The 12,735-nt window shown below is 72.0% G+C and carries 12 protein-coding genes and 1 pseudogene; 8 read left to right on the forward strand and 5 right to left on the reverse strand.

Annotated features, from left to right (window positions below; genetic code table 11):
* Positions 1-137 precede the first annotated feature (137 nt).
* Positions 138-1,379, forward strand: a complete 1,242-nt coding sequence (locus tag ACFT7S_RS38225; RefSeq protein ID WP_382741077.1) for a type ISP restriction/modification enzyme — start codon at positions 138-140, stop codon at positions 1,377-1,379.
* Positions 1,380-1,386: 7 nt separating this feature from the next.
* Here the strand turns inward: ACFT7S_RS38225 and ACFT7S_RS38230 are convergent, their stop codons facing one another.
* On the reverse strand, positions 1,387-2,097 hold the full coding sequence (locus tag ACFT7S_RS38230) for a TetR/AcrR family transcriptional regulator (RefSeq protein ID WP_382741047.1): 711 nt from the start codon (positions 2,095-2,097) through the stop codon (positions 1,387-1,389).
* 63 nt (positions 2,098-2,160) lie between these two features.
* Between ACFT7S_RS38230 and ACFT7S_RS38235 the strand changes: the two genes are divergently transcribed.
* The 3 genes from ACFT7S_RS38235 to ACFT7S_RS38245 all read left to right on the forward strand — a co-directional run bounded on the left by ACFT7S_RS38235 (position 2,161) and on the right by ACFT7S_RS38245 (position 5,223).
* On the forward strand, positions 2,161-3,132 hold the full coding sequence (locus ACFT7S_RS38235; RefSeq protein ID WP_382741050.1) for an ATP-binding cassette domain-containing protein: 972 nt from the start codon (positions 2,161-2,163) through the stop codon (positions 3,130-3,132).
* The gene (locus ACFT7S_RS38240; protein WP_382741053.1) at positions 3,129-3,956 is read left to right on the forward strand and encodes an ABC transporter permease; all 828 of its coding nucleotides are present in this window, start codon (positions 3,129-3,131) and stop codon (positions 3,954-3,956) included. Before ACFT7S_RS38235 ends, ACFT7S_RS38240 begins: the two co-directional genes overlap by 4 nt.
* 70 nt (positions 3,957-4,026) lie before the next feature.
* A complete protein-coding gene (locus ACFT7S_RS38245) occupies positions 4,027-5,223 on the forward strand; it encodes a CaiB/BaiF CoA transferase family protein (RefSeq protein WP_382741056.1) in 1,197 nt (398 codons plus the stop codon).
* Between the two features lie 46 nt (positions 5,224-5,269).
* Here ACFT7S_RS38245 and ACFT7S_RS38250 read toward each other — a convergent pair whose 3' ends face one another.
* Positions 5,270-5,533, reverse strand: coding sequence for a hypothetical protein (locus tag ACFT7S_RS38250; RefSeq protein WP_362840772.1), 264 nt, complete (start codon positions 5,531-5,533; stop codon positions 5,270-5,272).
* Between the two features lie 275 nt (positions 5,534-5,808).
* Between ACFT7S_RS38250 and ACFT7S_RS38255 the strand changes: the two genes are divergently transcribed.
* A complete protein-coding gene (locus ACFT7S_RS38255) occupies positions 5,809-7,482 on the forward strand; it encodes a protein kinase (protein ID WP_382741060.1) in 1,674 nt (557 codons plus the stop codon).
* 19 nt (positions 7,483-7,501) lie between these two features.
* On the opposite strand, the gene ACFT7S_RS38260 is transcribed toward ACFT7S_RS38255, so the two are convergent.
* On the reverse strand, positions 7,502-8,308 hold the full coding sequence (locus tag ACFT7S_RS38260) for an SGNH/GDSL hydrolase family protein (protein WP_382741063.1): 807 nt from the start codon (positions 8,306-8,308) through the stop codon (positions 7,502-7,504).
* Positions 8,309-8,527: 219 nt separating this feature from the next.
* Here ACFT7S_RS38260 and ACFT7S_RS38265 point away from each other — a divergent pair, with 219 nt between their 5' ends.
* Positions 8,528-9,622 carry a DUF5925 domain-containing protein gene (locus tag ACFT7S_RS38265; RefSeq protein ID WP_382741066.1) on the forward strand — a complete coding sequence of 365 codons (1,095 nt, stop codon included), beginning with the start codon at positions 8,528-8,530 and terminating at the stop codon, positions 9,620-9,622.
* Between the two features lie 51 nt (positions 9,623-9,673).
* Here the strand turns inward: ACFT7S_RS38265 and ACFT7S_RS38270 are convergent, their stop codons facing one another.
* On the reverse strand, positions 9,674-10,048 hold the full coding sequence (locus ACFT7S_RS38270; protein WP_382741069.1) for a GntR family transcriptional regulator: 375 nt from the start codon (positions 10,046-10,048) through the stop codon (positions 9,674-9,676).
* 69 nt (positions 10,049-10,117) lie between these two features.
* On the opposite strand from ACFT7S_RS38270, the gene ACFT7S_RS38275 reads away from it, so the two are divergent.
* Both ACFT7S_RS38275 and ACFT7S_RS38280 read left to right on the forward strand, forming a co-directional pair.
* Positions 10,118-11,038 carry a GNAT family N-acetyltransferase gene (locus ACFT7S_RS38275; RefSeq protein WP_382741071.1) on the forward strand — a complete coding sequence of 307 codons (921 nt, stop codon included), beginning with the start codon at positions 10,118-10,120 and terminating at the stop codon, positions 11,036-11,038.
* On the forward strand, positions 11,019-11,516 hold the full coding sequence (locus tag ACFT7S_RS38280; protein ID WP_382741074.1) for a DUF402 domain-containing protein: 498 nt from the start codon (positions 11,019-11,021) through the stop codon (positions 11,514-11,516). Before ACFT7S_RS38275 ends, ACFT7S_RS38280 begins: the two co-directional genes overlap by 20 nt.
* Positions 11,517-11,566: 50 nt before the next feature.
* Here the strand turns inward: ACFT7S_RS38280 and ACFT7S_RS38285 are convergent.
* Positions 11,567-12,643: pseudogene (locus ACFT7S_RS38285) on the reverse strand (methyltransferase domain-containing protein); the annotation flags it as partial.
* Positions 12,644-12,735 lie beyond the last annotated feature (92 nt).

Below are 12,735 nucleotides of genomic sequence, written 5' to 3' on the forward strand. Positions count from 1 at the left end.
CGTCCGCATAGCGGAGCTATGCGGACGCTCCGGCAACGCCGCGAGGTGCTGGGCCAGACGCCGTGACCCCGGCCATGATCCGCCGGACAGGCCCCTCGGGTCTGTCCGGCGGACCTGGTGACGGGGAGGACGACACGGTGGCAGCGCGGGTGGCGGCCGGAGCCGGCGGGGACGAGGACGTCCCGCTGCTCGACGAGCTGATGCCGTGGTCGGTACGGCCGCTGCGGACGGGCCGCCCCTGGGTGACCGCCCCCGACGCGGCGACACTCAGGGCCCGTTGGGACCTGCTGGTCCGGGCCGAGGGTGCCGAGCAGGACCGGCTGTTCCGGCCCAGCCGTCTCCGTACACCGCGCACGGCGGTCGCCGCGCTGCCGGGGCAGACCACCGCGACGGGCAGATTCGCCCGCGAGCCGGGGCCGTACCCGGAACCGGTCCGGGTCCTGCACGGCCCGTTCGACGAGCAGTGGCTGATCCCCGACCACCGGCTGATCGACGCGGCCCGCCCCGAGCTGTGGCGGGTTGCGGACGAGCACCAGCTCTTCGCCGTCGAGCACGGACACGTACCGCAGGCGGACGGTCCCGCCCTGTCCGTGACGGCGCTACTGCCCGACGGGCACTCCCCCGCAGGCCGCCCCGGCCGCATTCGCCCGCTCCACCGGCGGCCCGGCGGCCGCGAACCCAATCTGGCGCCCGGCCTGCTCGGCCTGCTGCGCGCACGGTACGGGGACACCGGCGGGCACGAGGTCACCGCGGAAGCCGTCCTCGCGTGGTCGCTCGCCGTCGCCCGGCCCTCGCCCGCCGGGTGCCACGTACCGCTGCCCGCCGACAGCGCGCTCTGGTCGGCCGGTGTCGAGGTGGGCAGGGAACTCCTGCGCCTCCAGCTGCGCGGCGCGCGCGGCGGGGAGCGCCCCCGGCTGCCGGGTGGCCGCCGCCCCTATGTGCGTGCCGCCGTACCGCCGCAGCCGACTGAGCTGCGCTACGACCCGGACACCGAGGTACTGAGTCTCGGCGAGGGGCACATCTCACCCGTTCCCGCCGGGGCCTGGGCGTTCCGGGTGGACGGCGTACGGATGCTGGAGCTCTGGTTCGAGCGGCGTACAGCGGTGCCCGCGGGGGACGGCCTGGAGGCGCTGCGCCCGCGCGGCTGGCCGCGGGAGTGGACCTCGGAGCTGCTCGAACTGATCACCGTGCTCGCGCTGCTCGACGGCCTCCGCCCTCATCAGGAGGCGTTGCGCGACCGGCTCGCACAGGCTCCGAAGCTCTCCCGGAGCGAACTGCGGGCGGCCGGGATACTGCCGGTCCCGGCGGGTGCCCGCCGCCCCGCCTCCGTACTCGACCACCACGAGGAGGGCCCGGAGGGGCAGTTCGCGCTGCTGTGACCACGTCTCAGCGGCCGAAGGAGGACAGCACCCTGCCCAGGGCCCGTTCGAAGAACAGGTCCGGATCGACCGGTCCGGGGTCCTCGGCGAATCCGGCCGCCATGCGCGGGTACTTCCCGGTGGAGATCTGGCTGATCAGATAGCTGGTGCGGGCAGCCTTCTCCTGCTCCTCGGTCCACGGCAGGGACCGGCTGTGCTCCGCCGTGGCGATCTCGTTGGCCACGAACGTGGTGACCACGCCCTGGACGAGGGCGATCAGCTCCATCTTCTCGCCGAAGCGCACGTCGAGCCCGTCCAGGAGGCTCAGCGCGTGCTCCAGGAAGGCCAGTACGTTCGGGCTGAAGCCGTAGACGCCCGACATCAGCCCCGGCACCCAGGGGTGGCGGTGCATCAGCGCGCGTGTCTGGTGGGCCAGCGCGACGACGGCGGCCCGCCAGTCCTCCGACGGCCGGGCCGTCAGGTCGTACTCGGCGCTGATCGCGTCGAACATCAGCTCCAGCAGGTCTTCCTTGCGGGGCACGTAGTTGTACAGCGACATCGTGCCGCAGCCGATCTCCGCCGCCACCTTCCGCATCGACACCGCGTCGATGCCTTCGGCGTCGGCGATGCGCACGCCGGCTGCCGCGATATCGGCCCTGCTGAAAGCCGGCCTGGGGCCACGGCCCGCACGTTCGGGACGGGCCCAGATCACTTCGGGTACAGCGGGTCGCCCCACCATCGATCACCACCTCACCCACCATCCTAGTTACGTACACCGTACGTAGTGCGGTACCGTGGGCACATGACTACTACGTACGCTGTACTTAGTGAGGGTCTGGAGAAGCGCTACGGGGACGTCCACGCGCTGCGCGGACTCGACCTCGCCGTGGCCGAAGGCACCGTCTGCGGTGTGCTGGGGCCCAACGGCGCGGGCAAGACCACCGCTGTCCGCGTGCTCACCACGTTGACGGCCCCGGATGCCGGCAGCGCCAGGGTCGCGGGGCACGACGTGGTGCGTGAGGCCGCCGCCGTGCGCGGGGCGATCGGAGTCACCGGGCAGTACGCATCGGTCGACAGCGATCTCACCGGCCGGCAGAACCTGCGCCTCTTCGCCCGGCTGCTCCGCTTCCACGGCGAGGCCGGCCGCACCCGCGCCGACGCACTCCTCGAACGCTTCGAGCTGACCGAGGCCGCCGACCGCCCCGCCAGCACCTACTCCGTCGGCATGCGCCGGCGCCTCGATCTCGCCGCCAGCCTGCTCACCCGCCCCCAGGTCCTCTTCCTCGACGAGCCGACCACCGGACTCGACCCGCAGAGCCGCAACCAGATCTGGTCGGCCGTGCGCGAACTCGCGGACCGGGGCACCACCGTCCTGCTCACCACCCAGTATCTGGAGGAGGCCGACCGGCTGGCCGACGACATCGTGCTCATCGACCACGGCAGGGCGGCCCACCGCGGGACCCCCGCCGAACTCAAGGCCCGCATCGGGAGTTACGCGGAAGTCGTCGTCGCGCATGCCTCGGCGCTCACCCCCGCCGCGGGCGTACTGGACCAGCTGACCGGGACCGAACCGGTGCTCGACCACGAACGCCGCACGGTCGGCGCCGTCACGACCGACTCCACCCTCACCCTGCCGCGCATCGTCCGCGAACTGGACGCCGCGGGCGTGCCGGTGATCGACGCGAGTCTGCGACCGCCGACGCTCGACGAGGTGTTCCTCCGCCTCACCGCACGCGGCCCCAGCGGCAACGAACTGAAGGAGCAGGCAGCATGAGCGCCACCGCCCTGGTCGCCGAACACAACCCGGCACCCGCCACCGGCACCCTGATCGCCGACGGACTGGCCATGACCGGCCGCCATCTGCAACGGCTCAAGGCGTCCCCCGGCGTACTGATCCTGACCCAGACCATGCCGATCACGATGCTGCTGTTCTTCGGCTACGTCTTCGGCAGCGCCCTGGCCATGCCGGGCCAGGAGTACCGCGCCTTCCTGGTGCCGGGCCTCGTCGCCGCGACGGCCGCCAACGGGATCATGATCGGGATGTTCGCGGCAGCGCAGGACTGCGACCGCGGGGTGATGGACCGCTTCCGTACGCTGCCCATGAGCAGGGCCGCCGTGCCGCTCGGGGCCAACACCGCCGACGTGCTGACCACGGCGCTGGGCCTGATTCCGCTGATGCTGGTCGGGCTCGCGGTGGGCTGGCGCATCGAGGGCGGCTGGGCTCCGGCGCTCGGCGCGTTCGGTCTGCTGCTCCTCTTCCGGTTCGCGACGTCCTGGGTGGGCTACTTCCTGGGCCTGGTCGTCCGGAAGGAGGAGGCCGCAGGCCAGCTGGGCAGCGCCACCTTCATCCTGCCGCTGCTCTCCAGCGCGTACGTCCCGACGGACAACCAGCCGGGGTGGCTGCGCACCGTCACGGAGTGGAATCCGATCAGCGCCATGGCCGCGGCCACTCGTGACCTCTTCGGCAACGCGGCTCCGGCCGCCGACGCCGCCTGGCCGGTCGCCCACCCGGTCGCGGGCACCCTGGCCTGGTGCGCGGTCATGCTCATCGTGTTCGTACCGCTCACGGTGCGGCGGTACACGCGGGGCGGCGCCTGAGCCCGGGGCGACGCCGCCCGGCGGCCGGCCGGGGGTGACAAAGTTGCTGGATGCACGGTAAGTACGGCGCATGAGCACTCAGCCCCTCCCCCTCGAAGGTGTGACCGTCGTCGCCGTCGAACAGGCCGTAGCGGCCCCCTTCGCCACGCGGCAGCTGGCCGACCTCGGCGCCAGGGTCGTCAAGATCGAGCGCCCGGACGGCGGCGACTTCGCCCGCGGCTACGACACCGCGGCCCGGGGCCTCGCCTCCCACTTCGTCTGGTGCAACCGCGGCAAGGAGTCCGTGGCGGTCGACCTCAAGGACCCACGCGGCCTCGCCGTGGTGCGCCGACTCATCGCGGGCGCCGATGTGTTCGTACAGAACCTGGCTCAGGGAGCCGCCGCCCGGCTGGGCCTGGACGCCGCCACGCTCTGTGCGGGACATCCGCGCCTGGTGGCCGTCGACATCTCCGGATACGGGGCCGAGGGACCGTACGCCCACAAGCGGGCCTACGACATGCTCGTCCAGTGCGAGGCCGGCCTGGTGTCGGTCACCGGCACTCCCGGGCAGCCGGTGAAGGCCGGGGTTCCCGCGGCCGATATCGCGGCGGCGATGTACGCCTTCTCGGGGGTGCTCGCCGCCCTGCTGCGCCGCGCCACCACCGGGCGCGGCGGGCCCGTGGAGGTCTCCATGCTGGACGCGCTGGCCGAGTGGATGGGCCACCCCCTGCACCACGGGATGCACGGAGGTGAATCCCCGGCGCGCACGGGGCTCGCACACTCCGTCATCGCGCCCTACGACGCCTATGCCACGGCGGACGGGGAACGGGTACTGCTCTCCGTACAGAACGACCGGGAGTGGCGGCGGCTGGCCGAACAGGTGCTGGGGCAGCCGGAGTTGGCGGATGATCCGGGATTCGCCACGAATGCGGCCAGGACCGCGAACCGGGAGCGGACCGACGCGGTGGTGGCGCGTGCGCTGGCGGCACTGACCGGGAAGGAAGCACTCGCCGAGCTGGACGCGGCGGGAATCGCCTGCGCCCGGCTGAACACCGTGGCCGACGTCGCGGCACATCCCCAGCTGGCCGCCCGGGACCGGTGGCGGGAAGTGGAGTCACCGGTCGGGCCACTGCGCGCACTGCTGCCGCCCATCACCCTGCCGGGCGGGGCGGAGGCCCGGATGGGCGCCGTACCGGCGCTGGGAGAACATACCGACGCAACCCTGCGGGCCCTGGGGATGACGGACGAGCAGACTGCAGTGCTGCGCCGGGACGGTGTGATCGCCTGAACCGCCCCGAGCGGTGGGGCCGGATCAGTGGTGACGTGCCGTCGGGTCAGCGGCGGCTGCCGAAGAGCGAGCGCCGCAGTCGCCGCAGCGGGGCGAAGAGCGAGACACGCGCGCTCCTGCTCCGGCGGGTGTGCGCGGCGTCGCGCGAGGTCAGTTCACGCATCAGCAGCGTCGCTTCCGCCGACTCGCGCTGCGGGACGGCGGGGCCGCCGAGCACTGCGAGATGGCGGTCGAGGCGCGAACTTGTCGCACTGCTCCCACACGTGATGGCAGGCACACGCGCCCTGCTGCGCACCGTTATCTGTTCCATGTCACTCCCCACCCGTACGAGGGCACCCGGCCCGGGCAGGTTAACCCTATCGCCCCTCGGCGGCACTCGTGAATCCCGGTCGGAGGATTGCGCACACGTATACGGAGGTTGACGACCAGTTACTGAATCTCGCTGATTCCAGGGCGAGTTGGACATGTCGGAGGTCGGGCCGTCAAAGGATCGCCCCTGCACAAGGGGGCATCGTGGACGCCGGGTTGAGCTAACTTGGAAGGGTTTCGCCGTGCTGCCGTCGCCGCTGCTGATGGGGGATCACCGTGAGCGAAGTGCCGGGCAACGAACGACTGATCGCGGGGCGCTACCGCCTGCTGGGGCCCCTGGGGCAGGGCGGGATGGGCATCGTATGGCGGGCGCGCGACGAGGTGCTGGGGCGCGAGGTCGCCGTGAAGGAGGTCCGGGCACCCGCCGGGCTTCCTGGGCCGGACGTACAGCGGCTCTACGCCCGCCTCGAACGGGAGGCCTGGGCGGCGGCCCGTATCTCGCACCGCAATGTCGTCACCGTCTACGACGTGGCAACCGAGGACGCGCGCCCGTGGATCGTGATGGAGCTGATCCGGGGACTCTCGCTCTCCGAGGTGCTGGACGCCGAGGGCCCCATGCCGCCGCAACGGGCCGCGCGCATCGGCGCGGAGGTGCTGGCGGCCCTGCGCAGCGCCCACGGCTCCGGGGTGCTGCACCGCGATGTGAAACCGGGCAACGTCCTGCTCGCCAATGACGGCCGGGTGGTCCTGACCGACTTCGGCATCGCCATGGTGGAGGGTTCGTCCGCCCTCACGATGACGGGCGAACTGATCGGCTCCCCCGAATTCCTCGCCCCGGAACGCGCACTGGGGCGCACGCCGGGGCCCGCATCGGATCTGTGGTCGCTCGGAGTGCTTCTGTACGCCGCGACCGAGGGCAATTCCCCGTTCCGTCAGCCCACCCCGCTGAGCACACTGCGGGCCGTGGTCGACGAGGAACTGCCGCCGCCCCGCAGGGCGGGTGCGCTCGCGCCGGTCATCGAGGGCCTCCTGCGCAAGGACCCGGCCGAGCGACTGGCCGCCGGGGAGGCCGAGCAGCTGCTACGGGTCGTGGCGGCCGGCGGCGCCCGGACGGCGGCGAACACCGTGGCGGCCGGCCCGTCGAGCCCGACGGTGACGGCGGGGACGCCGCTGCCGGGTTCCGGAACGTACACGGCGGCCACGCCCGTACCCCGCCCGACCGGCACCCCGTCTCCCGGCACCCCGTCTCCCGACGCTCCGCCTCCCGGCAGCCCGCGTCGGGCCGGTGCGGCGGCGGCCCTGGGGGTGGCGGTGCTGCTGGCGGTGGGCGGGATCGTCTGGGCGCTCGCGGACAACAACGAGAAGGACCCGGGAATCAAGGGCGCGGGTGCGACACCGGGCGCGACGAGCAGCGCTCCGGCCGCGGTCACGCGCACTCCGGACAAGACGGCCGCGAGCACCCCGGGGAGGCCCGCCGCGAGTACGCGGCAGGGCGGCGGGGGCACGGACGGGGGCAACGGACACGGCGGGACCACGGAGCAGCCGCAGTCGGTGACGGTGTATCTGACCGCGGTGCGCGGCAGTTACGAGGGCCGCTGCCCGCCGCCGCAGGACCTCGCTCCGGCGGTCACCGCGACCATCACCGTGGGGCGTACGCCGGTGACGGTCGAGTACCGCTGGGCACTCAAGGAGGGCACGGGCTCCGACCCTGGCTGGAAGTCCCTGGACTTCGCCGCGGGCGACCGGGAGGCGAAGCAGGTGTCGCACACGGAACTGACGTACCAGCAGGATGGTTCGCCCGACGGTACGTACCGGGGGACGATCGTCCTGGAGGTCCGCGCTCCCGTCGCCGTGACGTCGAACGGTGTGGGGTTCTCGGTGACCTGCGAGCGGGAGACCCCGACGGACGGGGCCTCCCACCCGACGGCCGAGGTGTCGGCCGGAGAGTGATCGAGCGGGGCGGGTGCGGTCAGGCGGCCGAGTTCAGGACGGGCAGATAGCCGCCCGACTGTCCGGCGGCGGTGGGGTGGTAGGACTCGCCGATGTTCAGCCAGTTCACGCTGTGCAGCCAGGCGCTGCCGGAGCAGATCTCGTGCCCGGTGAAGGTCGGTGCGACGTCACCGAAGGTGAAGCCGTGGTTGGCAGCGCGCTTGGCGGTGGCCGCGTTGAGGTAGTCGGCGGCTCCGTTGATGGCGGCGCGCTCGTTCTCGCTGAGGCCGGCGAGGCAGCTGCCGCCGAGCTTGTAGAAGCGGGGGTAGCCGAGGACGACGACGTGGGCGGCCGGGGCCTTGGTGCTGATCGCCGAGTACACGGAGTCGAGCCTGCCGGGCAGGGTCGAGTCGACATAGGCGCGGGCCGTGGCGACCCGGCTGAGACAGGTGGCCTCCGACTGGAGGACACAGGTGGTCATGACATCGGCGAAGCCCGCGTCATTGCCGCCGATGGAGATCGAGACCAGGTCGGTCGAGGAGTTCAGCGGGCCGAGCTGGCCGGCCGTCACATCGTTCGTGCGGGCACCCGAGCAGGCGGTGAAGGCGAACGAGGTGGGCGAGTTGGCGGCGGCCCAGAGCGAGGGGTAGGCGCGGGTGCTGCGCTTGCAGTCGCCACTGGAGCTGATGTAGCTGCCGGCACCGACTCCGGAGGAGTAGGAGTCGCCGAGTGCGACGTAGTCGACCGCCGCGGATTCTGCGGCGTGAGCGGCACCCACCCCGGTCAGGGCGAGGACGGCACCGAAGAGGAGAGAGGACGAGAACGCCACGAGTCTGGACATTTTCATGGAACCTCCTTGAGCAGGGTTTCTGCCTACTCCGTGGTAGCAGTACCTCCGGCATCTTTGGAAGTGTTCATGCCAAGAACGTTGAACGAGTGCTCCATGACGCCCCCCTGAGTGCGCGTCGACGCCCCCCTGAGTGCGCATCACGTCGGTGCCGGTCGCACGGCACCGGCTGACGAAACCTGGGTGCACCGGATGGTCGCGTGCCGGATCATGGACGCCATGTCTGCCAACCCCGAGTCCGCACTGCCGATCCGGCTGAATGTCGACGACAGCGATTCACCGGCCGATGTCGTCGACGCGCTGTTCCTCGGCCGCTTCGCGACGGGCGAGCAGCCGTACGCGCACAGTTCCTCGCTCGACCGCGTCAAGAAGGCGGCAACGCTGCTGCCCCCGGCCTCGACGGTGCTGCGGGCCGCCCGTGACGACGACCGCAGCGCCACGCTCGCCGAGGGCGAGGGATGGACGCTGCTGATCTCCCGGTGGAACCGGGGCGCCGATGTCACGGTCACCGCGACCAGCCCGGAACTGGCCGAAAAGGTACTGGGGCAGGCGACGGACGGCGCCCAGGACGAACCCGAGCCGCAGCCCGAGAACGTGACCATGGGCTTCTGGTACGTCTCCCCGCGCCGCGGTCCGCACCGCACCACCCGCCAGATCGCCGCCGGTACGTGGGAGGACGTCCGCCGCAACTACACGGCTCCGGTGGCCGATGCGATGGACCGGCTGATGAAGGTGACCCCGGACGACATCTCGGGCCGGCTCCTCCTGCTGCACGGCCCGCCCGGCACGGGAAAGACCTCGGCGCTGCGTACGCTCGCCCGGTCCTGGCGGGACTGGTGCCAGGTCGACTGCGTACTCGATCCGGAGCGGCTCTTCAACGACGTCGGCTATCTGATGGACATCGCGATCGGCGAGGACGACGGGACGTCCAAGGAGCGGTGGCGGCTGCTGCTCCTGGAGGACTGCGACGAGCTGATCCGCGGCGAGGCCAAGCACACGGCGGGCCAGGCGCTTTCCCGGCTCCTGAATCTGACGGACGGGCTGCTGGGCCAGGGCCGCAACGTACTGGTCGGAGTGACGACCAACGAGGACCTGGAGCGGCTCCACCCGGCGGTCGTCAGGCCCGGCCGCTGTCTGGCCCGGATCGAGGTGGGTTCACTGACCCGTGAGGAGTCGGCCGGCTGGCTGGGCACGGAGGAAGGCCTGGGCCGGGAAGGCGCGACACTCGCCGAGCTGTACGCCCTGCGGCGCGGCAACGGCCCGGCGTCCGTACCGAAGCAGGACGCGGGCGCGGACTCGGGGCTGTATCTCTGACGAGGCAACGACCAGGGCCACCGGCCCATCCGATCAGTCCGGCGACCCCGGTCACCGCACGTACGCCGCCCGCACCGCATCCTCCGCGAGCGACAGCGCCTCCGCCCGCGACAGCCCCAGCCGCCGCGCCTGTTCCGCGTACTCCTGCGCGGCAGCCGCCGCCTTGCGGTCCGCCGCGTCCCCGGCGGCCGCGATGAACGTGCCGTTGCGGCCACGGGTCTCGATCACCCCGTCGGCCTCCAGCGCCCGGTACGCCTTGGCGACGGTGTTGGCGGCGAGGCCCAGCTCTTCGGCGAAGCCGCGTACGGTCGGCAGTCTGTAGCCGACGGGCAGGGCGCCGGAGCGTGCCTGTTCGGAGATCTGCGTGCGCAGTTGCTCGTACGGGGCGGTGGCGGCATCCAGGTCAAGTGCGATCTTCAGGGTCACCGCACGATTGTCCCCCACGGCCGGAAAATCGGAGGCGACCGGTGCCGCGCTCGGCGTAGCCTCCGGCGCATGACTGTGATCGTTCGCGACATCCGGCCCGCCGACGCGGAGGCGTGGGTGGCGGTGCGGCGTGCCGCGCTGCCGTACATGGTGACCAACGCGGAACAGGTCGCCTACGACCTGGCCAATGCGCACCCGGACAAGAAGTACCGCCAGCTGGTCGCCGAGGAGGACGGGGAGATCATCGGCACGGCGCAGGTCGGCTTCTCCTACGACACTCCGGAGCCCGGTCAGGGCTTCTGCAATCCGTACACCCGGCCGGACCGGCTCGGGCGCGGGGCGGGCTCGTTGCTGCTGAGCACCGCCGAGGGGTATCTCGCCGAGGCCGGCGCGGTCGCGGTCTACACATGGGTGCTCGACGAGCCGGCCAACCGCGAGTTCGCCCGCAGGCGCGGCTACGTGGCGAGCCGGCCCGCGCACCTCCTGCACCTCGATCTGGCGAACGGCGTACTGCCGGAACGCCAGGAGGTCCCGGCGGGCGTCGAGTTGCGTACGGCCGCCGATTTCACCGATGACCCACGACCGCTGTTCGAGGCGGACGCGGAGACGACGGCGGACGAGCCGAGCGACACCCCCAGCGAGCTCGCGGACTACGAGGACTGGCTGAACCACACCTGGCGCCATCCGGGCCTGGACCGTGAACTCACCTCGGTCGCGGTGGTGGACGGCGTGGTGGCGGCGTTCAGCGCGGCCACCACGGACGGTCTGACCCGCTACTCCACGGGTATGACCGGCACCCGGCGGGCCTACCGCGGCCGGGGTCTGGCGAAGCTCGTGAAGAACGACTCCCTGCACCGGGCCAGGGCCGCGGGATACACGGACGCGTACACCGGCAACGACGCGGACAACGGCCCCATGCTGGCCATCAATTCCTGGTTCGGTTACGAGATCTGTGCCACGGAGGTACGCCATGTCCGCACGTTCGCCTGAACCGGCCGCTCTGACCGTCGCCCTGACAAAGGCGGGCCGGACCAAGATCCGCTACCCGGCGGACCTGGTCCGCGACGACGGCAACCGTGTGACGGTGCGGGCGCCCTGGGCGGCGCCCGGAGTCCGGGACTTCGGCTTCGTACGATTCGAGCCGGGCGACGTCTTCACCGAGCACTACTGGCGCGACCGGTGGTTCGCGGTGAAGGAGGTCCGCACCGGTGACGGTGTACTGAAGGGCTGGTACTGCGACGTGACCCGCCCGGCCGTAATCCGGGACGGTGAACTTCTGGTCGAGGACCTGGATCTCGACCTGTGGGTATCGGCGGACGGCTCATCCGTCCTCCGCCTGGACGAGGACGAATTCGAGGCGAGCGGACTCACGGACCGGGACCCGGAGGCGGCCCGGGCCGCGACCCGGGCCCTGGACGACCTGGAACAACTCGCCCGCACGGAGGGCTTGGCCGCGCTGCTGGCCTAGGGCCTCTCGTCTGGATCATGCCGGGCTCGGGCTTGAATTTTTCACGTGCCCGGCAGCGGGACGGCGCGCCCGGGGCCCCGCGCCTCGTACGCGATCGGGTCGCCGTCCTCGTGCCAGTGGATCAGGAAGCGCTCGCCCGCCCGGTAACCGTCCAGCCCCGCACGGCAGTACGCGACCATGTCGTCCGGGAGGGCGTCGAGCGGGGTCCAGGTCAGTTCCGAGCACTTGTCGGGTTCGGCGTTGCGTGGCGGGCGGGACGGGTCGTACTCCGCCTCGAAGAACCAGCCGATGCGCGGGGCGCCGCCGGGGCCGCGGTGCTGCATGACCAGTGCCACCCGCAGTTCCTCCGGGTCCAGGGCGACACCGATCTCCTCCGCGGTCTCGCGGATCACCGCCTCTCGGACGTCCTCGCCGCCCTCCACATGGCCGGACGGTGCGTGGAGCAGGCCGTCCGCGTACCCCGTGCCCGCGCGGCGGGCGAGCAGGATCTCGGAGCCGCGGCGCAGGATGAGATGGACATCGACGACCTCGCTGTGCCGGTGCGGCGGCCGGGTGTGCGCGAGCACGGCATACCGCTCGTCGTCGACCTTCTTGCCCCAGAGGGCCGGGTCGTCGGAGAGCGGCTCGTGGTGCACGCGCTCGAAGAGCGGTGCGAGCAGCCGGGTCAGGCGCTCGGCCGGGATGCCCGCCCCGCCCCAGACGCCTTCGACCAGCACCAGCCGGCCGCCGGGCCTCAGCAGGCCGAACCAGTGGCGCAGGGCGGCTTCCGGGTCGGGCAGCAGCCACACCACGTGCCGGGCGAGGATCACGTCGAATCTGCGGTCACCGACCGGGGGTTGGCCCGCGTCCCCGACCAGCACCTCGGCGCCGGTCCCGGCGAGCTTGGCCCGGGCCCGGTCCGCCATGACCGGTGAGGCGTCCACAGCCGTGACCCGGTGGCCCCGGTCGGCGGCGAGCAGCGCGAGGCTTCCGGTGCCGCACCCGAGGTCGAGGACGTCGGAGCCCGTGGCGGGCAGCCAGCTCTCCAGTCTCCGCGCCCAGGCCGCGCGGACCACGGGGTCGAGCAGCCCGTGATCGGGTTCCTCGTCGAAGGAGTCGGCGGCAGCGTCCCAGTCGATCGTCGTCATGCGTCCGATGGTGTCAGCCACCACTGACAACGCCGGGTCGCTCGTTAGGGCCTGTGCGGCGGATCAGGGTCGGACAGCCGTGACCCCGACCC

Origin of the sequence: Streptomyces sp. NPDC057136, assembly GCF_042670885.1 — a bacterium.
Lineage (GTDB): Bacteria > Actinomycetota > Actinomycetes > Streptomycetales > Streptomycetaceae > Streptomyces.